Genomic DNA, 26,052 nt, shown 5'->3' on the forward strand with positions numbered 1-26,052 from the left:
TTATAGATGATAGTATGTAGTACTTAGTATTGAGAAAAGCTTTAATAGATAAGTGATTGCAGGGATCATTATTAAACGAAATGTCGCCTTTTTATAGATGATAGTATGTAGTACTTAGTATTGAGAAAAGCTTTGGTAGATTAAGTGATTGCAGGGATTATTATTAAACGAGATGTCGCCTTATTTCTGTTGCGTATGTAGTCATTTGCCTTTGCACCACCCAACAAGGATTCAACAAAAATTCAGCGACGATTTTTTTGCTTCCTTTTTTTAGAAAAAAAAGGAAGGCCCTGTCCTGGCAAGGACGGAGAGGTTGTGGGGAGGACATTCGTTTCAGAAAACACACTAACTTACAAAAGCATTTGCCTTGCCGGGGCATGCGGCGGAACGGATGTGGGGTGGACAATTTGTTTAAGGAACTATACCACCCTACAACGTATTTGCCTTACTTAATCACAACAGCATCTACCACCTGTATTTCTGAATTGCCTTTCAAAGGCTCGGGATTAAATTTCATTTTTCCCTTTATCTTAATAGGTTCTTCGGTAAACAATACCGATCCATCTTTCAAAAAGATTTCGACCATTGGGGGAATGCCGTTTGATCCACAAAACATACACTGCATCACGGGCAATACGGAAAGCATAAATTTCTTATGCGAACGGCCACTCGTTAGGGGAACCAAATAGCCGGGAAGTTCAACCGTTTTATTTTCCAATGCTTTCAATACCGGCGGATAGGTAGGCGTATACACTTTCTTATTTCCCTCGTAGGTCACTTTGTACATCATTTTGTCTATCGCTTCCCAAGTGCTGTTCATCATGGGAGTATGGTCAGGCACATTCATTTCAGGAAACTGGCCAACCTGAGCCCGTACAAGGGAAAGGCTGCAAAAACTCAAGAATACAAAAAGAATTATTTTTTTCATGTTATTTATCTGCTAAGATTGTCGAAATGGATGTTTTATAAGCACGAATCGCAGGAATAAGGGCCGCAAACATACCGATGATGCAGGCAGCCAAAATTAACAATAATTCTTGGCTATTCACACGGAATGCCTCGATGAAATCTGCACTTTCGCTGGCCTGCTGGTTGATCAGATACAGACCAAGATGTCCCAATAGCAAACCGATAAGACCTCCAATAAACGTGATCACTAAGCCTTCGACTAACACAAGCCCGAAAAGTTTAGTTTGTGATGCCCCCATGGAGCGCATGATGGCTAGATCATACTTACGCTCTTTCAAGGCATTATACAAGCTGATGAAAACACTTAAACCGGCTATAAACATGATTACGTAGGCCAGTATAGCCAGTGAATCCAGTCCTACGCCTAGTAAGGAAAACAAACGGGTGCTTTCTATCGCTGGCGATGCGGCCTGCATATCCGTCGATTGGTTTACCAGACGAGGCACAATCCCCATAGCGGCCGGCGAGGCGTACTTCACCAACAGTGCCGTTACCTCATCCCCGCGATGTTCCAGCATATCTTCGCCAATATTTTTTACAAATACGTCATTTGGTTTTTCCGAAACAAGCTCTTCCTCATGCGCCTGCCCCTCATGATGGTGGCCATGGTGGTCATGCTGATCTCCCTGTGCTGTCGCATGGTCGTGTTCATGATCATGATTGGCGTGCTGATGCTCCTGTTCCGTCGCGTGATCGTGGACGCCACCTTCTTCCCCATGCGCAATGCCGTGTACATCCCATACACTTTCTAGATTACACAGTATCAAGTTGTCGACAACCGAATTTGATCTATTTAATATGCCGACAACCCGGAAAGGGTGTTCATCATGCACATGTCCTTCTGCCGAAAGTCCATGTGCCGTATTAAAGGTATCGCCAATCTTTAGGCCACGCTTCCGAGCAACGTCGCTCCCAATAACTGCTTCGAACGATTTGTTCCAGATTTTTCCTTCTCCGATTTCAAGCGCATAGAGCGCTAAGTAACTAGGCTCAGTACCGATCAGCCGGTGGCCTTTGTAATTGTCACCTAGAGATATAGGCACTGCAAATTCTATAAATGGATTGTCGCCGAGTTTACGTGCCTCCGCTAAAGCAATATTACCAGTTGGGTTGTCAACGTGGTAAAGCGAACTTAAAATGAGCTGTAGCGGGCTGCCCTTTGCACCCACTACAAGATCTATATTTTTGGTGTTGTTGCTGAGTTGTTTTTCAAAAGCATCGCCCGTGATGTAGATGACGCATAAAATAGCGACACCAAAAGCGGTAAGCAATACGCTGAGCAAGGTGGAGCCCAGCTGTTGTGTTATATTTTTCCAAACAAGTTGTATATTGTTCATATCGGGTGTTGTTTTGGCAGCAGGCCGATGGGCTTGCCATTCTCCAATCTCATTTTTTATTCGTTGGTTACCGTATTATTGAATAGCCCCATGCTTACAGTTGATAGGCATGTACAAACTTATCTTTAATGCGCTTATCATGGGTAGCAATTAGCAATGTAGCGCCATGTTTTTCGGCTGCATCAAATAGTAATTTAAGAACTAGTGCAGTGTTGGTATCATCGAGCGAAGCTGTTGGTTCGTCAGCCAATAGTAGTCCGGGGCGGTTGATCAAGGCACGAGCAATAGCAGCGCGTTGTTTCTGTCCACGGCTCAGTTGCTGAGGAAGCGCCTTGGCTTTATCAGCTAGCTGAAGCTCGCTCAGCATATGCATAACGGCTTGCTCATCCACGGGCAGCTTGGCCAGACTTTGCGCGAGCTTGATATTTTCGGCAACGCTGAGGTTTTTTAGTAGATGTGCTTCCTGAAAAATAAATCCTAGGTTTTTTGCGCGGTATGCATCGAGTGCAGAGCCAGATAGGCTGTAGAGGTTTCTTTCCATAAGCTGCACTTCCCCGTGCGTTGGTTTGGATAGACCACTTAATAGATGCAGCAGCGTGGTTTTTCCTTTTCCTGAATCTCCGAGCAACAAACTATGCTGATTTTTCAATATATGTATATCTGGAAAGTCGAGCTTTACGCCTTGCGGGTATTGATAGCTTAGCTTAACAGAAGATAAGACGGTATCGGCCATACATTTTTGTTTTATGTTGCAAATTACTAACTATTCCATAGAACGGCGAATGAAATAGGGTTGCATTTACTCTCATTAACGAAAAAAATACAATCCCTTTGCTGGCGTAAGCCTCCACAAGCTATTTTACGGTCCATTTGCGGAGGTATGACGAATGATGTCACTATTTGCAGCATAGCAAGTGTAACAGAAACTTACTGTTCTATTAATATTCCCTTAACAAACAGGTGATGTTTTGATAACCGTGTGATAACACCGAGCTAATATTTAGGTGATAATATTGCAACATAATTTTAACACGCTATGAACAAGTTCGCCTATCATGCTGCTTTAATCATTTCATTATTAACCATCCATGTTTCCATGGTTAGAGCACAGCAATTTGGAGTTAAAGGCAAGGTTCTTGATTTAGAAACCTACCAACCTATTCCCGGAGTAAGTATTAAGATTGCTAACAGCAATCTCGCCACCTCAACAGACGAAAGTGGTGAATTTTCTATTGCGCTACCAAGCAAAGGCGGCGAATATACATTGGTCAGTACTTTTGTGGGATACAATGCCGATTCTACAAAATTTAATCTACAAACAAACAGCTGGGAGTTTATTCCCGTATCGCTGGTAAATGCCAGCTCCACATTGGACGAAGTTGTCATTACCAGACGCCGCGAGCGCGCAAGTGAAATCGCTTTGCTAGACGAAAGAAGACTTTCTAATCTTATGGTGGAGAAAGTGGGATCTCAGGAATTAGCCAGAAAAGGCGTTGGCGATGCCGCTTCAGCCATGGCTAAGATGAGCGGTGTATCAAAGATAGACGGAAGTAATCAAGTTTATGTACGTGGATTGGGCGATCGCTATAATTCTACATCATACAATGGGCTACCTATTCCATCTAATAATCCAGAGCGCAAGAATATCAACTTAGACATTTTCTCCACAGACATTGTAGATTTTATAGCTATTGATAAGGTGTACAATTCTTACATGTCTGGTGATTTTGCAGGAGGTAATGTCGATATTGCTGCCAAAGACTATTCAGGGAAAGGTTTACTTGAGATCTCCTTAGGTAGCAGTGTAAACACAAACGTTGCAAATAAATGGGGCAACTTCAATTTGCAGCAAGGACCTAATCGGACTGGTTTTGTGAATTACGGCGTTCCAAATGATCCATTAGGAGGGTATAATTTTAATAACAGCCTGAATCCTGTCAGTGTAGCCCCAATACCTGCCAATTTTGGGATTTTGGGTGGAAAATCAATCAACTTTAGGAACGGAGGACGGTTAAGTTTCTTCGCTGTTTTAAACTATAATAGCGACTTTAACTACCGAGAAGGCGTAAATAGAAGTGTTGCTGCAGGCGGAGAACGCTTGAAAGATTTCAATCAAACACGGTTTGGTTTTTCAACAAATTCTACTGCAATGTTTAACGTGAACTACATGATTAACCCTAACCATAAGATTACCTATAACGAATTGGTCATTAATTCTTCGGATCAGTTTCGCGATACGTACAGCGGCTTTATCCGTGATTTAGCGGAAAACGGAACAGGAATCATTCAACGAGGAACGTTCATTCAAAATAAACTTTTTGTACAGCAATTATTAGGTAATCATCAGTTTACAGAAAAGATTGGTATCGACTGGGGCGCATCTTATAATAACGTGTTGAGCTCCATACCTGACCGTACGCAGAACATAACGCGGCACGATGATAATCTGAATTTCCGGGCTATCGCACAAAACCAACCAACGGACAACCATCGGTATTACCAAGACTTGACAGAAAATGAGCTTGCATTTAATTTGGTAGGTAATTATAAGTTGGGAGATCCTGATAACTCTCGGGGAAAGTTGTCAATCGGGTACAATGGAAAAATCAAACGAAGAGAATTTGAGGATATCCAATTCAACTTACGCGTTAGCGCTACGGGATTAGAGCAGCAAGTTGACCCAAATAATTTAGACGCTTTTTTCAATAGGGAAAATTATGCTAACGAATATTTCGGGGTAGAGGGTTTTGTGCAAGACTTTCCTCAAGTTTATACGGGTAGACAAAATATACATGCGGCTTTTGCTAATGTGGATTACAGGTTGACGGATAAATTGACGGGAATTGTAGGGTTCAGGTATGAGAATATTATGCAGTCTATCTTTTACCGGACAAATTTGGATAGATCGGGAACTACGAACACATTTAACCGCAATGGTCTTCTTCCTAATCTAATGTTGAAGTATGAAGTTAGTGATAAACAGAATCTTCGTTTAGGAGCTAGCAAAACATACACGCTTCCGCAGTTCAAGGAGAGGGCATACTTCATCTACGAAGACGTAACAGAGATCAAGATAGGTAACCCAGATTTGTATCCTTCTGAAGATTATAATCTAGATCTGAAATGGGAAATGTTTCCTAAGTCGGGCGAGCTGTTATCTGTAACTGCTTTCGGGAAATATATAAAAGACCCTATAAACGAAGTGACATTGGCATCGTCTACTAATGATATCTCTTTTCTAAACACTGGAGACTACGGTACCGTGTATGGTGCGGAAATAGAAATTAAGAAAGATATCTTATCATTCGAAAATGGAGATAAGTTATCGGTAGGAGCTAATGCTGCCTATATGAAAACCAATCAAGATCTAAGTGCTGAGAAAGTTAGAAACGAGACGAATTTCAATTTAAATCTTACATACGATAATGCGAGTTTTACTGGAGCCTCTGATTTCTTGGCGAATGCTGACGTATCGTACATGAAGAAATGGAATGCCGAATCAGATTTAATGGCGACTGTTGTTTACAATCATTTTTCTGACAGATTGTATGCGTTAGGGACAGAGGGCAAAGGCAATCAGGTTGATAAAGGTGTCGGCACGTTGGATTTTATCTTGAAGTATAAACTGAATAGACGTTTTGGTATCGATGTTACAGCTAGAAACTTATTGGATCCAACGTATGAAAGAGTGCAGGAGAACCAAAATGCACCGGTGACAATTTTATCCTATCAGAAAGGAGTAAGATTCGCCCTGGGGCTTAAATATAACATATTTTAAGTGCTTAATATAATGGTAATGTTGTCTTAATGATTAAGAAATTATGAGAAATTATTTTTGCATTATAAATTTAAATCACATAAAAATGAGAAAATCTACATTTTTGAAAGCTAGAGTTTTAGGTCTAGGGTTTTTGATGGGGTCATTGGCCTTTACTGCCTGTAGTGATAGCGATCCAGTTGGTCCAGATGAAGACTCATCATTTGAGTTGATTCGCGACGATTTCCAAGGCGATATCAATGACGGAGACGTAGTATTAGAATCTGGAACCTATAAACTAACTGGTAAAGTAGTCGTTAGAAATGGTGCTACGTTAACGATCAAACCGGGTGTAATAATTGAAGCTACGGATATTTCAGCAACTCGTCAAGAGATTCGTTATATAGGTGTTGCTCAAGGTGGTAAAATTAATGTAGAAGGTTCAGCAACGAGCCCAGTGGTCATGACGTCAACTACGAAAACTCCAGGTGCTTGGGGTGGACTTGTAATCTGCGGCCGCGCTCCAATCAATAGAGGAACTACGGCTTCTGCTGAGGTTTCAGATTTAACATATGGCGGTACAGTTGCAAATGACAATTCAGGATCCATTAAATATTTAAGAATTGAATATTCTGGATACTCTTATAACAGTGAGAAAGAGTTTAATGGCCTTTCATTCTTCGGTGTAGGTAGCGGAACAACGGTTGAATACGTGCAATCTCTAGACGGATCGGATGATGCTTTTGAATGGTTCGGTGGTACGGTGAATGCGAGATATTTAGTTGCCCTTAATACATCTACGGCTGTTGTTGGTGATGATATTTTTGACTGGACAGAAGGTTGGAATGGTACAGGTGAAAACTGGTACGGAAAAAGAACGAACGCTGGCAACAGAGGTATAGAAGCTGATAACAACTCGAGTAATCATGCTGCGACTCCTTTGTCTAACCCTACCATTAAAAACATGACATTGATAGGAGCTGGTGCAGTAGGATCTGAACCGCAGGCTATTAAAATGCGTGTTGGAACGAATGGTAATTTCGATAACATTGTGTTAAGCAATTGGAGTACAGGATTTGATATTCAACACGATGAGAGCCTTGCATTTGTTACTGCAGGTACATTAAAAGCGACCAATGTTAGATTTGATAACGTCACTACGAAATCAAAAGGCTCTTCGACAGCTGGTGCAGCAGTTGATGTATCTAGATTGTTTACTGAAAATGCTAACGCAACAGGTGCTGGTAATGGTGTAAATGCCCCTACTTGGACACAGGGTTGGACAGTAGGCCTATAAGACCTTTCCAACGTAAAAATAGTTTTAAAAAGACGGTTCCGATGGGGCCGTCTTTTTTGCATGGTATAGTTTGGCAATATTTTTGGTCATCACTATCCAAAATACGCTATGAAATATCTATATCTTTTTGCGATCGTTGCCTTTTTGTTTGCTTCTTGTAAAACAGCCAAGCAAGATAGGGGTAGTAAAGCTGGAAATATAAGCAGTATATGGGTTGAGCGCACACCTTGTTTTGGCTTTTGCCCCATGTACGAAGTGCAGATCAGCGCGGATGGTACAGCGACGTTAGATGCCCGCGACCATCTGCCCAATAAGCTTAAAGGTAAATTTATTGGAAAAGTACCACAGGCAGACTGGGAAAATTTAGTCAAGCTGCTTCATACATTGGACTACCAGAACCTGAAAGAGACCTATGGAAACCGCAATGTTTCTGATCTTCCATCGGTCAATATCGCTATACGGTACGGTAAAGAGCAGGAAAAAAAAGTCAATGACTACGGCGGACGTGGCACACCGGAACTGACGCAATTTTATGAACATATAGATAAGTTAGTCACTGACGTGAAGTGGGATGTTGCAAAATAGCTGATTGATCCTCACGGTCTTTAAATCACCATGTCATCGAATTCTCCGATGATATGGTGATTTATGTACGGTATATATGATTGTATAGAGTACGACCTCTTGTTCTTGTAGCAGATGTCTGGATATGTTGCCAAATTGAATACTATAAGTTTCATCAATGTTGTGTTTTTCAAAATATTTGCAGTTAAATTTTCCTTATCTGATTGCTTCAATTATATATTTGTGATTTATTGTCTTTAATTTATAATTTGTTCTTTTTTAATCAAATTCAATTATCTTTGATGGATAAGTAGCAGATAACGATATGCGGATTCAAATCATGGTTAAATTGTGGTTTTTTGTTGTAATTGGTGTAGCCAGCTCATGCAAAAAAGATCCAGAGATAGAAGAAGATAGAAAATCTTTAGGAACTTTTGACGGTGGGGTATTTGTATTGAATGAAGGTACTTTTTCGGACTTTAGAGGCGGACTGGACTTTATTTCGAGCGATTTAAAAACGATCGATCTGGATATTTACGTAAAGAGCAACGGGGAAGAAATGGGAAATGTTCTGCGTGGAGCGGCCATTAAAGATAGCTTACTTTATTGTGTCTTCAATGACTCCCAAAGATTGGTTGTTAGTAATCGTTACACGGCTAAAAAAAATGCTGAAACTTCCTTTGGCTTAGAAAGCCCCACCGCTATTGTGTTAAACGATAAGTTTATTTATGTCAGTAATGGCACAAGGTTCAACGACGGGGTTAATCAGCTTTCAATTTTGGACAGGCATTCCCTATCCCTAATCAGGAGAATATCTTTGCCCGGCTATGTCAACTCAATGGTGATACTCAACGGAATACTATTTGTGCCGGATCAAAATTCTTATAGCAATCAAATCTCTTTGATCGATAGCGAGACTAACACGGTAAGAGGAGGCGGCACTTTACCTAAAGGAAGGGTAGTTTCATTGATTACCGATAACGAAAATGTTTATGCGCTCACCAGGGAATGGGATGAAAATAACGCTTACATATACACGTTAGATTCAGGTGGAAAAATCATTCATCAAACCAAATTGAGCGGTATGGCCGACGCTTATGATCTCGAAGTAAATAAAGGTAAGTTATATTTCACAATAGGACTTGACGTATATGTTTTGGATGTGAAGGCTCAACAGGCTCCTGCAAAACCATTATTCACCTGTTCGGATTTTCCCAAGACGCGTGAATACATCGACGGTTTAGCGATTATTGATGATCGGATTTTCCTTTCTGCCTATAGCCCTTATGAAGATGACAGTCAGGTATTGATTTATGACCTTAACGGGAAGTTACTTCGTTCCCATTCGTCCGGAAGGGGAACGGTAGGCTTTCTGAAAAATTGATAGGCTACATCTTTTTCTAATAAAAGGGTAACACAAAAGAACATCTTCGCGCCCACACTTAGCCCACGATCAACAGCTGTAAATTGTGAAGTCGCTACGTGGTAGATAGTCCGTTGACGTGTTGGATGAGCGTCTTTTTAATTTTATTTAGAATAAACTGTATATTTTTGTCGATCTGTTTATCTTTTTGTTTAGGTTAAAAGAGATAGGCTGCTTCAGTTGCGCATGTGCTGAACGTTCATTATCTTGCTACTGCTATTGGAGTATAAACGTACCAAATCGTGCATGCTATAAACACTGTAAGCCTTACTCTTCGTAAAATACGTATTGTGGTATTTCCTGGGAATATCTGGATTGCCTATCTCGTTATGGCCATCTTTTTTCAATGAAAGAAACCGTTATGCTGGCTTATTTAGTAGGGAGCTACCTGTGGTTTCTTTATGCGCTAGCGCTGAGTGTGGTCTGTCATGAAGCAGGGCACTACGTCGCTGCTCGCTTAGTAGGGGAGCGTCCTTGGCAGATAACCTTGGGAACGGGTGCCAAGATAGCAGTCTGGCGTTTTTTTGGCGCCAAGCTCGCTATTCATGCCACGCTGTTTTCCGGAGCCGTACTTACCGTGTATAGAAGAAGTACAAAGCGGCGAACCCGAAGATTTATCACCATATTGGGCGGTCCATTGTTCAATCTATTTTTCGCTATTAACTTTTTATACCATTGGCCACACTCTTTTCTGCGCAAAGATGGTATCGAGTGGTTACCCATATTCGGTGCTGCAAACCTCGTTATGGGCGTTGTAAACCTTATTCCATTTAAGGGTAAATTTATGGGCATCGCAATCGACTCCGACGGCAGACAGTTGCTCGGCATCCCGTTTATGAAGGAAGAGGAATTATCACTGAATCCGCTACAAGACGAATGGATGAAGGCAAACGATCTGATCGAAGAAAAGAAATATGATGCAGCCTTAAAAATTTACGATACATATGCTTCAAATCTTGATGCTAATAAAATACAATATATCAACGTCGCCGTGCTGCACATCAAGCAAGGGCGATATAGCGAAGCACAGAGCATTTTGCAGAACTTGCTGCATCATATAAACGATCCAGATGTTAAAGTGTTTGAAACCTATGTCTACCATAATCTAGCTTATGTATATCTACTGCTCGACAAGCTAGACGAAGCTCAAGACATGATTCTGAAAGCTCGCGCGCTTGCGGGAAAGTTTATGGCTGTTGAATCGTTACATGGGTATATTTTGGTTGAACAAGGCCGTGCCACGGAGGCGATACCGTTGTTAGCAAAGCACTTCCGTGAAGACTTGATAGGCACGGATACCCTTGAAACCGCTATGTATTTGGCTGTGGCATATGCCGATCTGGATCAACTTGAAAAAGCAAAAAAGTTGTGGCGAAAGATTGAGCAACATACTGCGGTTTTGGATGCGGATGAAGCTTGTCTATTTCGTCGCCTCGCTCCGAAAATTCAGGATCGAATCCTCACACCATTCCTCAAATAAACCCAACATCTAGAAAAATTTGGCATCTCTTTACCCATTCATCTTCGCCGCGCTCCCGACCTTACGCAATAGTAGATAGCCCACAACTCCAGCAAGCAACGAGGTCACTAAGATGGCTAACTTCGCTTCTGCAATGTGATAGGGATCATCGAAGGACAGGATGGCTATAAAAATTGACATCGTAAAGCCGATTCCGGCAAGTAGCCCAACTCCAACAATATGCGACCAGGAACTTCCTGCGGGTAAAGCACTTATTTTGGTTTTGGTGCAGACAAGAGAGGTGATCAGGATACCAATTGGCTTGCCACATAATAAACCAAGACCAACACCAAGCCCAAGTGGCGAAGTAAGACCCGCAAACATGTCAGACGTAAGCGTAATATTCGTGTTTGCAAAAGCGAAAAGCGGAATAATGATAAAATTGACAGGTTTCGTCAATGCATGTTCCAAACGTTCCAGAGGCGATTCGACAGCAGTATCGTTCGTGGGAATCGTCATGGCCACCAATACGCCAGCTATCGTGGCGTGGATGCCGGAGTGGTGGATAAAATACCAAATAAAAACGCCGGGAATTAGATATAGATACGGATTGCGAACGTTAAACCGATTCATTGCGATCAATACCAGAACACCGATAGCCGCGTATAATAAATACGTACCATGGATGCCCGAGGAATAGAAAAAGGCAATCACTAGAATCGCAATTAAATCATCAACAATAGCCAGTGCAGCGAGGAAAATTTTTAAGCTTGCGGGAATTCGGTTTCCTAGAAGTCCGATAACGGCAAGTGCAAAAGCGATATCCGTTGCCATAGGGATTCCCCAACCGCCAGCGGTTGCTCTACCAGCATTTATACTGAGGTAAATTATGGCGGGAACTATTGCGCCGCCAATGGCACATAAAATGGGGAGGGATGCTTTTTTTGGGGATGATAACTCCCCTTCCACAATTTCCCGCTTTATCTCTAACCCCACGAGCAAGAAAAAGATCGCCATCAGGCCGTCATTGATCCAGAGCAGTAGGGAGTAGTTGAGGTGTATCGTATCATTCTCATAGCCGAATCCAGTGTCCAATAGATTTTGCAGGGACATAGCCCAAGGGCTGTTCGCCAGTAAAAGCGACATAATCACACACATGAAAAGCAACATCCCACCGGCATTGCTTGACTTAAAAAAATCTTTAAAAACACGTAAGTTAATTTGTTGCGCCATTTCGGTTTTATCTATTTCGGTAAAAATAGCTAAAACAGCGAGCCGTCTTCAAATTATTGCATAGATTTTATTGATAATGCCGGGGCGTTATCCAAAAATAAAGAAAGCGAACGCGTTAGGCGAGCTGCAAACAAAAAAAGCGTTTCCCATTATTACCTTCCACAGAAGGATATAACAGAAAACACTTTCTAGATAATGGCGCCAGCGAATGCTGCTCCAAAGTCGTGTTATCTAGGCACGCAGAAAGCCTAGCAAGTCATTATTTAAGCGTTCCGCATGCGTGATGTTTAAGCCGTGTGCGGCATCGTCATACGTAATCAATAGACTGTTCTTAATCAGTTGGCTAGCCTGTTGGCCGGCGCTTGCGAAGGGTACAGTCGCATCTTTTTTTCCATGTATAATCAATGTCGGTACGCTAACGTTGGCGCATTCCGCTCTGAAATCAGTATTTGCCCACGCATCTGCTGCTTTCGTGGTAGCTTGGGGCGCCGCTTGGGACGCGATTATGAAATCATTGTCCAACTGACCCTTCGATACCGCAGACGGATCTTTATCCACACCGTAAAATTGCTCGTGAAAGCCTTTTAGAAATCCCACGCGATCATCTTTTAAAGCCTGGGCGATCTCCTCCAGTTTTTCTGGCGGAACCCCATCGGGATTGTCGTCTTTCTGCTTTACCAACGGAATGATCGACGAGATTAAAACCACTTTTGAGATATTATCCTCCCCATATTTGCTGATATATCGAACAACTTCGCCACCACCCATCGAGAAGCCAGCTAGAATTACGTTGCTGAGTTGCAACTCCGTAATTATTTTATGTAGGTCGCCGGCTAGCGTGTCGTAATCGTAGCCATCCCAAGGTTTATCAGACTCCCCAAACCCACGTCTATCATACGCTATAACGCGGTAGCCTGCTTCTACCAGGGCAGGAATCTGCTGCTCCCAAGACTTATGGCTCAATGGCCATCCATGAATTAAAATGATGGGTTGTCCCGAACCATAGTCCGCAACATGCAGACCCACTTCTTCTGTATCTGTTTTATTTATAATTGTTGCCATATGATGTACATATTGTTTTAAAAAGAACTGTTAAAAACCATTTAAGTTTTAAGAAAGGGAAAAACGTTTATCTCGAGCAACATGGATTGCTTTCGCAAAGTTTTGGAGTCCGTGTCCTGACTGACGAGATATAACAACGGATTGGAAAAAACGTTATGTAAGGCCGTTTGTTCACTATTCGATGGCAGACACAAGGCGTAAACAATCCTACATGGATGGAGATAAAAAATTAAGAAGTGCAGAATGGTTTGGCCGTAAGGGCAAAGATGGCTTTATCTATCGCGCATGGATGCGCAATCAGGGCATTCCGGATCATGAATTTTCGGGCAAGCCTATCATTGGCATTTGCAACACTTGGTCAGAGTTAACGCCATGCAACGCCCACTTAAGAGAGTTAGCGGAATCGGTAAAACGCGGTGTACTAGAAGCGGGAGGCTATCCTTTAGAATTTCCGGTGATGTCATTGGGCGAGACCTTGATGAAACCTACCGCCATGTTGTTTCGAAACTTGGCAAGTATGGATGTTGAAGAATCCATCCGTGCCAATCCACTTGATGGTGTGGTGCTGCTTTGTGGATGCGACAAAACTACGCCAGCGTTACTCATGGGCGCCTGTAGCGTGGATATTCCGACGATAATGGTGTCGGGCGGGCCGATGTTGACGGGCCGGTATTTGAATAAAAGTATTGCAACCTCCGATATCTGGCGGTTTAGTGAAGAGAGTCGCGCCGGATTGATGACGCAGGAGCAAATGTATATGGCTGAAGCATCCATGTGCCGCAGCCCTGGACATTGCGCAGTGATGGGTACAGCCTCCACCATGGCGACTATGGTCGAGGCTATGGGACTCACTTTACCTCATAATGCAGCTATCCCGGCGGTCGACGCACGGAGAAAAGTGCTAGCGCAACTATCAGGGGCGCGTATTGTTGATATGGTGCGCGAGGATGTAAAGCTGTCCAGCCTCTTGACGCGCAAAGCATTTGAAAATGCTATTATGACGAATGCCGCCGTAGGTGGTTCCACCAATTTTATCATTCACTTGTTGGCTATCGCAGGTCGCATGGGTGTTTCGCTCGCTATCGAGGATTTTGAAAGTATTGAAAAAAATATTCCACTTCTGGTAAACTTGCAGCCATCTGGTGAATTTTTTATGGAAGACTTCTATTATGCCGGCGGATTGCCCGCTGTTATGCGCAATTTGAAAGAACGCCTACACGGCGACGCAATGACGGTTACTGGGCGAACGATGGGCGAGAACGTAGCGCATGCAGAAACGCACAACGACGCTATAATTGCGCCATTGGCATCGCCGGTAAAAGTGGATTCCGGAATTTGGGTGCTGAAAGGAAACCTTTGCGAAAATGGCGCGGTCTTGAAACCATCGGCGGCTTCTCCGCACTTGATGCGGCATCGTGGTCCGGCCTTTGTCTTCGAGGACATAGAGGATTTTAAAGCGCGCATTGATGACCCTGATCTGGATGTCGATGAAAACACGATCCTTGTTTTAAAAAATGTAGGGCCAAAAGGATACCCAGGCATGCCCGAAGTCGGTAACATGGGTATTCCGAAGAAATTGCTTGATCGTGGCATAACAGACATGATACGTATTTCTGACGGGCGGATGAGCGGCACAGCGTTTGGTACGGTGGTGTTACATGTGTCGCCGGAAGCCGCTACAGGCAGCTTGTTTGGGCTTCTAGAAACTGGCGATGTGATCACGCTGGATGCCATAGCAAGGACATTAAATGTGGAGCTTTCCCAAGCGGTAATTGACGCGCGTAGAGCGATGTGGAAACCTTCTTACCCCGTCTCCGAACGGGGCTATGCAAAACTGTATCAGGACCATGTGCAGCAAGCACATTTAGGTGCTGATTTCGATTTTTTGCGTGGAAGTTCTGGCGATGCGGTGACGCGAGACTCGCATTAGCAGGCGTAGGTTTCTTGCTTGCTTGGCCAACGGGATAACGCAGCGGCAATCGGAGGGTTAATAACATACAAACCTCAACAATACAATTAAAAAACATATTTAGACAGTTATTATGGGAAATCTAGCAGTTTTAAATGAGTTGATCGAAATCAACAACGATAGAGTAGCAGGCTTTGAGAAAGCCATCGCCGATATTCAGGATGAAAACATAGATCTGAAAAGCATTTTTCAGCGCTATAGCGAACAGAGTCGAACCTTTAGTCAAGAGCTAAGCCTAGTTGTTGCGCGGGAAGGTGGCGATGCTGAAACCGGTACGAGCGTTACCGGAGCGCTGCACCGAGCATGGATTGATGTTAAATCGTTATTTGGCGGTACGGATCGATTGAGCATTCTGGAGGAGGCCGAGCGCGGCGAAGATGCGATTAAAGCTGCCTATAAGGCTACGCTGGATCACGCAAACTTGGCCGGAGATGCCCTATCCCTGGTAATGAAACAAGCTTTTGGTGTTAAGGAAGGACATGATGAAATCAAGCGCCTACGTGATGCGGCTAAAGCATCACGATGAGCGTAGGTTGATGTTTCTCAGCGCGGAATAGCCGCAACCATGCAATGGAAAAGACAGAGCTCTCAACCGTGTTTCCTGGCGATAACCTACTTACCTGGCGAGGTAGTATGGCCTTTTGTATAAGCTCTTTTTCTCTGCTGCAAGGCGTCGTTGATTTCCTGGATGTCAGTTCCGCAAAACCGAATGGCCCAAACGCCGTTCGTTAGTTGAAACAAACAAGTTGGCTATGAAAGAAAAGAAAATAATACGAGAGAACCCTGTAAATAAATATCCGCGGCCACCATACCCAGCGCAATCGCAACCTTTTCCCGCCCTGGCGAAAAGGATGGATCCGGTGCCCGATCATGGAGAATCGTCGTATCGCGGCGCCGGAAGACTAGCGGGCAGGCTCGCCCTTATCACCGGAGGCGACTCCGGCATTGGCCGCGCTGCGGCTATTGCATTTGCACGCGAGGGAGCGGATGTAGCGATCAACTACCTGCCTGCCGAGGAGGAGGATGCTGCGGATGTACTTGCGCTTATAGAAGAGGCTGGCCAAAAAGCGGTTGGTATACCCGGCGACATCCGGGATAAAAGCTTTTGTCGTCAACTGATAGAAGATGTGGTGGAGCAATTGGGCGGTTTGGATATATTGGTCAATAATGCGGCCTATCAGCAGAGCTATGATTCTATATTGGATATTCCCGATGAGAGCTTTGATGACACCTTGAAAACCAATGTATACGCGCCATTTTGGATCACGAAGGCCGCTATCCCGCACATGCCGGAAGGGTCGGCCATCATCGTGACGGCCTCGGTGCAGGCATATGATCCGGAAGAAACGCTATTGGACTATGCCCTCACCAAGGCAACTAATGTAAGCTTTGTGAAGTCACTGGCCAAGCAGTTAGGCCCGAAAGGTATTCGCGTGAATGGTGTCGCACCTGGGCCAGTTTGGACACCATTGCAGGCCTGCAGTAAAGATCCGGAGACGCTGGTGGACTTTGGTGGTGATACGCCATTAGGTAGGGCAGGACAGCCCGCTGAACTGGCCTCTATATTTGTGCAGCTAGCGGATAGTGAAGCAAGCTATGCTAACGGGCAGATATACGGTGCAGCAGGTGGGGGCGGACATCCGTAACGGTTAAAGAAAAATCAAATTTTTTTAAACAAAAAGGCCGCTACGACTGTCCTGTATATGTTGGAATAATACTTGAAATTAAATTTTGTTAATAAAGTCCCCTGTCGTGAGACACGGGATTTTTATTGTTTAAGCGGGTCCTAGAAAGGTAATCTTTTTCAGGGAGTGTGTATCTAAACGCTTTAACAAGTACGCTAATTATCTCGGTGAAAAAACGCCGGTTGTACTTGCAATTCCGCACGTATACGTTCGTTGAGATCGATTTTGGAATCGGTAAAAAGAAAGATAATGGTGCCATATTCGCGCGCGTAGACATTAGTGACTTGACCCGCCTTGACAGACTTTCGGAAAAAGGGAGCCGTTGTGCGCATTTCTTGCTCCTCTTCCCGCGATTGTTTGATCCGGATCAAATGCTTATAAGGCTTGTTGAGATTGAACCAATTAACGTAGTCTGCTTGGAAGGAAACTGCTTGGATCCCTTTGGTGGAGTAATAGTTAATCGCGCCCGCCTGACCATAGTTGTCGCACAGGACAAGTGCTTGCTCTGGAGATACTATCAGGCTATACACGCTATCCACTTTTCTCGCCAACTCTTTCCATCCTAACATATCTGCAAAATCTTGGGGCAAGGCATGTTGCTTTCCATCTTCCCAGCGTAGCATGTCGTATGTTCTGTAAATCTCCTGGTGTTTGACAATGTACTCGGGCGGTTTGTTAGGGAATGCAATGTTGTACATTGGTAAAAAGAATAGGATGGGCAATATCATGAGTGCGGCACGATAGAACCATGTGCTGTTAGACAAAAGTTTTTCTGTGTAGGCCGCTCCGAATGCAAAGTAAATAGGATACATGCCGATGGCATAATAGCTCTTTGCTTTCAGGGCAATGAAGAGCGCAAACGTCAAAACAAATGCCCAAAGAAAAGGCCTATATGTTATCCAAGCTTTTTGGGTAGCGAGGGCATAGAGGCCGACGAGCATAAGGATGAGAGATCCTGAGAAATAAAAAAGCGGTGAACTGATAAATGACCAACGGCTGACGTGGGCAAGTTGCGTATCGGCAAGCTCATTTAAGTGAAGGAATACCGGAAAGTCATATCGGTACTGCCAAAATAGATTAGGCGAGACTAAGACGAAGGCCAGGAGCAAGGCGCGGTAAAAGTGTGACGAGAAAAAGACTTTTCTTGCCGAAGTGATCGTGATCGCGGGAAACAGGCCGATAAAAAGGAAAACGATATTGTATTTGTTCAAGAATCCGATGGCGAAGGCTACCGCAAGAAAGTAAAGCCATTTTGGCCGGTCGCTGCGAATATACTGGAGTAGAAAGTAATACACGCTGGTCCAGCACAGGACATCAAGCGAATTAGGTTGGTATAACACATTTAACCGACAAAGGACAGAAAGCGTGATGCAAGTAGCCCCGAGTATGCAGGCAAAAAGGGTTCCTTGCAAGGCCTCTATCGCCCTCCAGACGACGACCATAGTGAGGGCGCCGAAGAGCGTAGGGAAAAATTTTATCCAAAAAATACTGTTGCCCAATAGCCCGATTAGGTAGGAAATCCAGGATGTCATTGGCGGAACCGAAAGGTAGCCCCAAGCCAAATGATTTGCTTGATCTAAATGGAGAAATTCATCACGATGCAATTCGTAAGCATCGCCCAATACATGATATTGAAGAATAAACTTCAGTATGATAAAGCTGAACAATACTATGTTCCTCAAGCGGGAAGTGTTTTGCATAAATCAATTTGTTAAGGCATACGCGTAATGACTTGGTACGTTTGACACGGATAACAAATTACATTTTTTTTTAAAAAAAATAATACCTTGAGGTGTGTAGGTATTGATCTTGCAAGACCTTCGGTCGTTACCCTAATTTTTATTTTGGTTATTGGCGCATACAGGCCTTATCTTTTTCCTGTTTTTACTTTTCAATTTTCAAATTTTACTTTCTATCTTCGTGCAATGGATAATTTTATTGTTTCGGCACGGAAATATCGCCCCGTCACTTTCGATTCTGTCGTGGGGCAAGGCCATATTACGGGCACACTAAAAAATGCTATCCACAATAGCCAACTGGCACAGGCTTTCTTGTTTTGCGGTCCGAGGGGTGTGGGCAAAACTACCTGCGCACGTATTTTGGCCAAAACGATAAACTGTGAAAACATCACAGAAAGTGTAGAAGCCTGCGGCACCTGCGATAGCTGTAAATCTTTCCAAAATGGAAATTCGTTCAGCATCCATGAGCTTGATGCGGCCTCTAATAACTCCGTCGATGATATTCGTAGTTTGATTGAGCAGGTGCGGATACCGCCGCAAGCTGGAAAATACAAGATATACATCATTGATGAGGTACACATGCTTTCCCAAGCAGCATTTAATGCCTTTCTAAAAACCTTGGAGGAGCCACCTTCCTATGCGATATTTATCTTAGCGACAACAGAGAAGCATAAAATTTTGCCGACGATACTTTCGCGATGTCAAATCTTTGACTTTAACAGGATTAAGGTAGAAGATATGGCTACGCATCTGGCGTCTATTGCGCAGCGAGAATCCATCACTTTTGAATCCGATGGTCTCCACATCATCGCACAAAAAGCTGATGGTGGACTACGGGATGCTTTATCAATGTTTGATCAGATCGCCAGCTTTTCCAATAAAAACATCTCCTATCAAGCGGTTATTGATAACCTGAATATTCTGGATTACGATTATTATTTCCAGTTGGTGGATCGCATTGCCGGAGAAGACGCCGCACAAGCCTTGCTTATTTTCGATAAGGTCTTAAACAGCGGTTTCGACGGGGGCCATTTTATCAGTGGCTTGGCCACCCATATCCGGAACCTTTTGGTATCAAAAGAGCCGGCTACCCTGAAGCTTTTAGACGTCAGCGATACTATTAAGCGTAAGTACCTTGAGCAATCGCAAGCGTTGAGTGCGGGGCTATTGCTGTCGGCGTTGAACATTGCCAACCAATGCGAAATCAATTACAAGAATAGCAAAAACCAACGCTTACAGGTTGAGCTGGCTCTCTTAAAGATGTGCCATCTTTCGGCCGCTATACTGCTGAGTAAGCAAGGAAGTTTTATGCCCTCAGCGTCGACTGAGGTAAAAAAAAAACTCCCTGAACAATCCGTAGCGAACCAGCCAAAAGCGTCGGCCTCAGCAGATAGCAATGGCATGGCCATTCCCGCTCAGCCACCAGTGGTGGCGCGCCAGCCCGAACAAAAAGCGGTGCCTCCTGTGCAAGTCCGGGTAGAACCTACTACCAAACCGGCGGAAATTGGTGCCAACGCAACACCTAAAAAAGGATGGGGCAAGGTTTCTTCCTCTATTGATATTCCCAACCTAAACACCATTTTCGAAGAAAAGCCCGTTGAAGAATCGGAAGAGAATGCGCTGGTACAAGGGAATGCTTATCAGGAAATTACGCTGAATGTTTTTCTCAGCAAATGGAATGCTTTCGCGGAGGATCTAAAAAAGACGACGCGTGTTACCCTATACACCATCATGACCGCGAATACGCCACGACTCAACGGTACCCTGATTGAGGTGGATGTCGAAAATGCTGTACAGATGGAAGACTTAAAAGTGGGTAAGATTGATATCTTAAATTACCTACGGGTCCAACTGAACAATTTTGCGCTTGATCTGCAGGGTGTACAGGTGGAAATGACCAAGGTACGTAAGCCCTACACCGCACAAGAAAAATATCAGGCCATGGTTTCTAAAAATCCTGCTTTGGAAACCCTGCGAAAAGCGTTTAATCTTGGTTTGAGTTAATCGAGCATATTCCCCAATTGAACGTTCTTTTTTGTATCTTTGCCCCCGAAATTCTATAGCGGAAGTAAATAGCCAGCTCAAAAATTTCACTTTTTTCACTTTTTTATTATTCAATAATGCAACATTTTCAACAGCGCGATAGGGGCGAGAAGAGAGAGTCAAATCAGATGGTTTTTGGTATTCGTGCAGTCATAGAAGCTATTGACAGTGGCAAAGAGATCGAATCCATATTTGTTCAGCGTGGATTAAGCGGAAGCTTATTCTTAGAGCTTAAAGCATTGTTGAAAGAGCATAATCTAAGTTTTCAGCAAGTTCCAGTGGAAAAGCTGAACCGCATTACCCGCAAAAATCATCAAGGCGTTATCGGTGTGATTTCGCCGATAACATACCATAATATAGAAGATATTCTGCCGGCAATCTATGAGAAGGGTGAGACACCGTTTCTGTTGATGCTGGATGGCGTGACGGATGTACGGAACATGGGTGCTATTGCCCGTACTGCAGAATGTGCAGGTATTCATGCTATTATAGTTCCAAAAAAGGGATCCGCAGAGATCAATCCAGATGCGATCAAAACCTCCGCAGGTGCGCTATATAAAATTCCGGTTTGCCGCCAAGATTCATTGGGCAAGGTAGGACGATTTTTGATAGAGTCTGGCGTGCAGTTGGTTGTCAGCACGGAAAAAACGGAGGATTCTATTTACGATGTTAATTATACCACGCCGACCTGTATCATCATGGGAGCAGAAGATGTAGGCGTATCAGATGATCTCATTCGCATCTCCGATAAATTGGCGAAAATCCCGATGTTTGGCGAAATTGGTTCGTTAAATGTTTCTGTTTCGGCCGCCGTGGTAATTTATGAGGCCATCCGTCAGCGGAATAGCAACTAGTTTCGTTTGAAAAAGCATCTACATAGGCAGCTGCGCGTTTATCGCTACGTTTTTTACAAAGAGACGCTTGTTGATCCGCGCGAACATTTTTGGTCTTTCCTAGGCGCATTCGTTGGGATCTTTTTGATTGCTTTTTTGCAGTCACTACGGCTTCCGGTTTCTGAAAATATTTTCCTGATAGGCTCCTTCGGAGCCTCTTCGGTTTTGGTGTATGGGGCTATTGAAAGTCCTTTGGCACAGCCGCGCAATTTGATCGGTGGACATGTAGTTTCGGCTATTGCCGGGGTTACGGTCGCCCAGGTGCTGCCTGATATCATTTGGCTTACCGCCCCATTGGCCGTGGCCTTGTCTATCGTGCTCATGCAGGTCACGCGGACCTTGCATCCGCCTGGAGGAGCGACAGCACTCATTGCCGTAAGCAGCGGCACAACCATAGCTTCGATGGGTTATTGGTATGTCTTGAGCCCAGTACTTACCGGTTGCCTTATTCTGTTTGTCGTGGCGCTTGTATTCAATAATATGACGAGCAAACGGCATTATCCCTCAAGACATTCCCGCTTGCGCGCATCTCGCCGTCGGGCAATCAAACAGCATAGCCGTTCATAGCGATCGACGATTTTCTACAAATCTTATTGATTTTGTGACATATGCATGATTAAAAGCTTCGTTTAATCAGATATTATTCCTATCTTTGCACCGCCTTAGGCAATAGAGCCTATTGTATATTTTATTTCATGAACCCATTTTTAGACTTGGGAATCCGTCATGAAGTTGTTAATGCCATCGCTGAGATCGGTTTTGAAAAACCATCTCCCATCCAGGAAAAAGCCATTCCTGTATTACTGACTGGTAACGACGATTTTGTCGGATTAGCCCAAACCGGCACAGGAAAGACCGCGGCATTTGGTCTTCCATTATTAGAGTTAATTGACTTTACTCAAAAACACCCACAGGCACTCGTATTATGTCCTACTCGTGAGCTGTGTTTACAAATCGCAAAAGATCTTGAAAAATTCGCTAAGTACATCGACAATGTAAATGTTGTTGCGGTATATGGTGGTGCAAACATCTCCGATCAATTGCGTCAAATCCGTCGCGGAGTACAGATCGTTGTCGCTACTCCCGGCCGTATGTTAGACATCATCGGCAGAAATGCCATCGATTTTTCCGACGTAAAATATGTCGTGTTGGACGAAGCAGATGAAATGTTGAACATGGGATTCCAAGAGGATATCAACAACATCCTTTCGGAAACGCCAGACAGCAAAAAAACTTGGTTATTTTCGGCTACTATGCCTAAGGAAGTTCGTCGTATAGCACAAAACTATATGAGCAATCCTTTTGAGCTTACCGTAGGTACGAAAAATACAGGTAACGCGAACATTGAACACCATTACTATTTAATTAAGGCTAAAGATAAATATGCGGCGTTCAAACGTATTGTGGATTTCTATCCCGAAATTTTCGGTATTGTGTTCTGCCGTACGAAGATTGAAACGCAAGAAATTGCAGAAGCTTTAGTGAAAGATGGCTATAATGCCGACTCCTTGCACGGTGACTTGTCTCAACAACAACGTGATAAAGTAATGAAACGCTACCGCGAGCGTAGCCTTCAATTATTAATCGCTACGGATGTTGCAGCTCGTGGTATTGATGTGAATGATGTTACGCACGTAATCAACTTCTCTTTACCTGATGAAGTTGAAAACTATACGCACCGTTCTGGTCGTACTGCCCGTGCGGGTAAAACAGGTATTTCCCTATCTTTGGTGAATATCAAAGAACAAAGCAAAATCCGTCATATCGAAAAGATTATCGGCAAGCCTTTCGAAAAGAAAGAAGTTCCACAAGGAGCTGAGGTTTGTGAAAAGCAACTTTTCAAAATGATCGATAAAGTGCACAATGTTGACATCAATGAAGAGCAGATCGCACCATTCATTCCTAAAATTATGGAAAGCATGCAAGATCTATCTAAAGAAGATATCATCAAGCGCTTTGCGTCATTGGAATTCAACCGCTTCTTGGAGTACTATCAAAATGCTCCGGACCTCAACATCGACGCACGCGATAGCAGAAGAGATGGTGATAGAGGTGAACGCGGCGAACGTCCTATGCGGTCTTCTAAAGGTTATACCCGTCTATTCTTGAATTTAGGTTCTGTGGATGAGTTTACCCGTGGAGATATGTTGGGCTTCATTTGCAACACCACAAGAATTTCTGGGAAATCAATTGGTAAAATTGACCTGAAAGGTGTGTTCACCTTTTTCGAAGTGGAAGATGCAGAAGTCAACAAAGTATTCGACGGATTTAAAGGCGTAGATTTCAACGGTCGTCAGGTACGGGTTGAGATATCCGGTGAAGCTGGCGGAGGTCGTTCAGAAGGCCGCAGTGGTCGTCCACGCGGTGGTGATAGAAACCGTGGCGGCGATCGTGATCGTTATCGTGGTGGCGAACGCTCATCACGCGGCGGTGACAGACGCGGATCTAGAGACAGAAGCGAATCTGCTGGTGGTTTCAGAGATTTCTCTGGTAAAAAGCCAACATCGCGCTCTAAATATTAAGCATTCTTTTTTTGATAAAGGCCAGGCATTCTTCAAGATGTCTGGCCTTTTTCGTTGTATAGCATCAAAATGTTATTGGCTACAGCCTTGAGTTCCGTATTGAACAAATATCATGCAACGGCGTTTTCTAGTGGTTAAGCTGGCTAATTTGCCTTCTTTATCCGTAAAATTAAATTGTTATATGACTACTCCACATAGAATCTTTGATTTGGCTTATCGGCAATTGGATCTTTACCCTGATCTGGATATGTTTGCACGTAAAGCTGCCGGACAATGGCAAAAAATAACGACCTCGATGTTCTTGAACGATGTACGTGCGCTGTCGAAAGGATTGTTGGCACTTGATGTGAAGCCTGGAGAAAAAGTGGGACTTGTTGCCGAGAGCCGCTATGAATGGCACGTGGTTGACTTTGCTGTCCAGCAGATTGGTGCGGTAACCGTGGCTATGTATCCAAACATCACCGATGCGGATTACCAATTTATTTTCAACGATGCCGCGATACGATTGTGTATTGTGAGTGATAAAAATCTCTACAAACGCATTTGTGACCTCACGGACTCCATTTATTCCCTGAAGCATATTTTTGCGATCAATGAATTTGCTGACTCCAGAAATTGGCAAGAGCTTATTGAGATCGGTCGCAACCAATCGGAAGAAGATATCAATCGGCTGAAAGCGGTCGTGCAGACGGATGATCTAGCTACGCTAATTTACACATCGGGTACCACAGGCAAACCAAAAGGTGTGATGCTTACCCATAAAAACGTACTGAGCAGCGTCTTTGCGGCGCGCGAGGCGACGCCCTTGGAAGCCCATGCACGTGCCCTGACTTTTCTTCCTCCATGCCATGCCTACGAACGCATGGTCATCTATACGTATTTCTATATTGGCATAACGGTGTATGTGGCCGAAGGGTTGGAACGTATTGCAGAACATATGAAAGAGATACAGCCGAACATCATGACAGCTGTGCCACGCATAATGGAGAAGGTGTTTGAAAACATCATGAAGACCGGAGCCACCCTAACGGGGATGAAAAAAAAGCTTTTCCATTGGGCGATAGCTGTTGCCGAGAATTTCGATCCGGCCGAACAAGCGAATGGCTTTGTCTATAGACAGAAACTTGCACTCGCCAGGCGTTTGGTGTTGAATAAGTTTCATGCAGCATTGGGTGGGCAATTGGTAACCGTAGTTTCTGGCAGCGCTTCGCTGCAATCGAGAATTATCCGTGTGTTGCTAGCCGCACGCATTCCTATATTTGAAGGTTATGGACTTACGGAAGCGTCACCTTTGGTTGCCGTGAATTTCTATAACCGTGGTATTCGGGTGGGAACCGTTGGAAATGCGGTAAAAGACGTCGAGATTAAATTAGCAGAAGATGGCGAAATCTTGGTAAAAGGACCCAACGTGATGCAGGGCTACTATAAAAATCCAGAAGCAACAGCCGAGGTGCTGAAAGATGGATGGCTGTATACGGGCGATATCGGCAAGTGGGTCGATGGTAATTTTTTGAAAATTATCGATCGGAAAAAGGAAATGTTTAAAATATCGGGCGGAAAATATATTGTTCCGCAGCCTATGGAAACAAAATTGGTTGAATCACCTTTTATCGAACAGGCGATGGTCGTGGGCGATAGCATGAAATATGCTGCTGCATTTATTGTTCCGCATTATGCGAACCTCAAAGATTGGGCGAAAGAACATGAGCCAGCTCTAGCGGTGCTTCCTAAGGACCAATTTTTATCCGCTCCTGCAATATATAAACGGGTCAATCAAGAGGTCCGCTTGGCGAACCAGCATTTCGGAAATTGGGAACAAATTAAGAAAATAGCTATTCTACCAGAGGAGTTTAGTATCGAGCGTGGTGAGCTCACACCGACATTGAAAATGAAACGACGCGAAATCATGAAGCGCTATACGAAGGAATATGAGGGGATGTTCGGTTGAAAAGTAAAAAGTAAAAAGTAAAAAGTAAAAATTAAAAAGTTAAAAGTGAGAAGTCAAAAGTGAAAAGTGAAAAGTTAAAATCAAAAAGTACTAGAATCTAACATCTACATACTAAGTACTAAAATCATTACGCATTACCCATTACGCACTGC

At 43.8% G+C, this 26,052-nt stretch carries 20 protein-coding genes; 14 read left to right on the forward strand and 6 right to left on the reverse strand.

What is annotated here, in order from left to right; genetic code table 11:
- Positions 1 to 445: 445 nt before the first annotated feature.
- From B0I21_RS05525 to B0I21_RS05535, 3 genes are all read right to left on the reverse strand, one after another.
- Positions 446 to 928: a hypothetical protein gene (locus tag B0I21_RS05525; RefSeq protein ID WP_133639455.1), complete on the reverse strand. Its 483-nt coding sequence runs from the start codon at positions 926 to 928 to the stop codon at positions 446 to 448.
- Position 929: 1 nt separating this feature from the next.
- Complete coding sequence (locus tag B0I21_RS05530; protein WP_133639456.1) at positions 930 to 2,306, reverse strand: ABC transporter permease; 1,377 nt, start codon at positions 2,304 to 2,306, stop codon at positions 930 to 932.
- 94 nt (positions 2,307 to 2,400) lie between these two features.
- A complete protein-coding gene (locus B0I21_RS05535; RefSeq protein ID WP_133639457.1) occupies positions 2,401 to 3,039 on the reverse strand; it encodes an ABC transporter ATP-binding protein in 639 nt (212 codons plus the stop codon).
- A 303-nt stretch (positions 3,040 to 3,342) separates the two neighbouring features.
- Between B0I21_RS05535 and B0I21_RS05540 the strand changes: the two genes are divergently transcribed.
- The 5 genes from B0I21_RS05540 (at position 3,343) to B0I21_RS05560 (ending at position 10,827) form a co-directional block, all read left to right on the forward strand.
- The gene (locus B0I21_RS05540) at positions 3,343 to 6,084 is read left to right on the forward strand and encodes a TonB-dependent receptor (protein ID WP_133639458.1); all 2,742 of its coding nucleotides are present in this window, start codon (positions 3,343 to 3,345) and stop codon (positions 6,082 to 6,084) included.
- A 43-nt stretch (positions 6,085 to 6,127) separates the two neighbouring features.
- Positions 6,128 to 7,360, forward strand: a complete 1,233-nt coding sequence (locus B0I21_RS05545) for a hypothetical protein (protein ID WP_208292264.1) — start codon at positions 6,128 to 6,130, stop codon at positions 7,358 to 7,360.
- A gap of 108 nt (positions 7,361 to 7,468) precedes the next feature.
- Positions 7,469 to 7,945, forward strand: a complete 477-nt coding sequence (locus tag B0I21_RS05550) for a DUF6438 domain-containing protein (protein ID WP_133639459.1) — start codon at positions 7,469 to 7,471, stop codon at positions 7,943 to 7,945.
- A gap of 304 nt (positions 7,946 to 8,249) precedes the next feature.
- Positions 8,250 to 9,308, forward strand: coding sequence for a YncE family protein (locus B0I21_RS05555; protein ID WP_208292265.1), 1,059 nt, complete (start codon positions 8,250 to 8,252; stop codon positions 9,306 to 9,308).
- A gap of 385 nt (positions 9,309 to 9,693) precedes the next feature.
- Positions 9,694 to 10,827 carry a M50 family metallopeptidase gene (locus B0I21_RS05560; protein WP_133639461.1) on the forward strand — a complete coding sequence of 378 codons (1,134 nt, stop codon included), beginning with the start codon at positions 9,694 to 9,696 and terminating at the stop codon, positions 10,825 to 10,827.
- Positions 10,828 to 10,857: 30 nt separating this feature from the next.
- Here the strand turns inward: B0I21_RS05560 and nhaA are convergent, their stop codons facing one another.
- Positions 10,858 to 12,039: a Na+/H+ antiporter NhaA gene (nhaA, locus tag B0I21_RS05565; protein WP_133639462.1), complete on the reverse strand. Its 1,182-nt coding sequence runs from the start codon at positions 12,037 to 12,039 to the stop codon at positions 10,858 to 10,860.
- Positions 12,040 to 12,270: 231 nt separating this feature from the next.
- Positions 12,271 to 13,101, reverse strand: coding sequence for an alpha/beta fold hydrolase (locus B0I21_RS05570; protein WP_133639463.1), 831 nt, complete (start codon positions 13,099 to 13,101; stop codon positions 12,271 to 12,273).
- Positions 13,102 to 13,312: 211 nt separating this feature from the next.
- Here B0I21_RS05570 and B0I21_RS05575 point away from each other — a divergent pair, with 211 nt between their 5' ends.
- The 4 genes from B0I21_RS05575 (at position 13,313) to B0I21_RS05585 (ending at position 16,716) form a co-directional block, all read left to right on the forward strand.
- Positions 13,313 to 15,031, forward strand: coding sequence for an IlvD/Edd family dehydratase (locus tag B0I21_RS05575; RefSeq protein ID WP_133639464.1), 1,719 nt, complete (start codon positions 13,313 to 13,315; stop codon positions 15,029 to 15,031).
- 112 nt (positions 15,032 to 15,143) lie between these two features.
- Positions 15,144 to 15,596 (forward strand): ferritin-like domain-containing protein, encoded by a 453-nt coding sequence (locus B0I21_RS05580; protein ID WP_133639465.1) that lies wholly within the window; start codon positions 15,144 to 15,146, stop codon positions 15,594 to 15,596.
- A 44-nt stretch (positions 15,597 to 15,640) separates the two neighbouring features.
- Complete coding sequence (locus B0I21_RS20020) at positions 15,641 to 15,802, forward strand: hypothetical protein (protein WP_166637778.1); 162 nt, start codon at positions 15,641 to 15,643, stop codon at positions 15,800 to 15,802.
- A 20-nt stretch (positions 15,803 to 15,822) separates the two neighbouring features.
- Entirely contained in the window at positions 15,823 to 16,716 is an 894-nt protein-coding gene (locus B0I21_RS05585) for an SDR family oxidoreductase (RefSeq protein ID WP_133639466.1), read from the forward strand.
- Between the two features lie 194 nt (positions 16,717 to 16,910).
- Here B0I21_RS05585 and B0I21_RS05590 read toward each other — a convergent pair whose 3' ends face one another.
- Positions 16,911 to 18,437, reverse strand: coding sequence for a glycosyltransferase family 39 protein (locus B0I21_RS05590; RefSeq protein ID WP_243835955.1), 1,527 nt, complete (start codon positions 18,435 to 18,437; stop codon positions 16,911 to 16,913).
- A gap of 243 nt (positions 18,438 to 18,680) precedes the next feature.
- Here B0I21_RS05590 and B0I21_RS05595 point away from each other — a divergent pair, with 243 nt between their 5' ends.
- From B0I21_RS05595 to B0I21_RS05615, 5 genes are all read left to right on the forward strand, one after another.
- Positions 18,681 to 20,498 (forward strand): DNA polymerase III subunit gamma/tau, encoded by a 1,818-nt coding sequence (locus B0I21_RS05595; protein ID WP_133639468.1) that lies wholly within the window; start codon positions 18,681 to 18,683, stop codon positions 20,496 to 20,498.
- A 116-nt stretch (positions 20,499 to 20,614) separates the two neighbouring features.
- A complete protein-coding gene (rlmB, locus tag B0I21_RS05600; RefSeq protein ID WP_133639469.1) occupies positions 20,615 to 21,391 on the forward strand; it encodes a 23S rRNA (guanosine(2251)-2'-O)-methyltransferase RlmB in 777 nt (258 codons plus the stop codon).
- A 6-nt stretch (positions 21,392 to 21,397) separates the two neighbouring features.
- Positions 21,398 to 21,997, forward strand: a complete 600-nt coding sequence (locus B0I21_RS05605; RefSeq protein WP_133639470.1) for an HPP family protein — start codon at positions 21,398 to 21,400, stop codon at positions 21,995 to 21,997.
- Positions 21,998 to 22,125: 128 nt separating this feature from the next.
- Positions 22,126 to 23,952, forward strand: coding sequence for a DEAD/DEAH box helicase (locus B0I21_RS05610; protein WP_133639471.1), 1,827 nt, complete (start codon positions 22,126 to 22,128; stop codon positions 23,950 to 23,952).
- 181 nt (positions 23,953 to 24,133) lie between these two features.
- Positions 24,134 to 25,900 carry an AMP-dependent synthetase/ligase gene (locus B0I21_RS05615; protein ID WP_133639472.1) on the forward strand — a complete coding sequence of 589 codons (1,767 nt, stop codon included), beginning with the start codon at positions 24,134 to 24,136 and terminating at the stop codon, positions 25,898 to 25,900.
- The last annotated feature ends 152 nt before the right edge of the window (positions 25,901 to 26,052 follow it).

Origin of the sequence: Sphingobacterium paludis (assembly GCF_004364125.1) — a bacterium.
Lineage (GTDB): Bacteria > Bacteroidota > Bacteroidia > Sphingobacteriales > Sphingobacteriaceae > Sphingobacterium > Sphingobacterium paludis.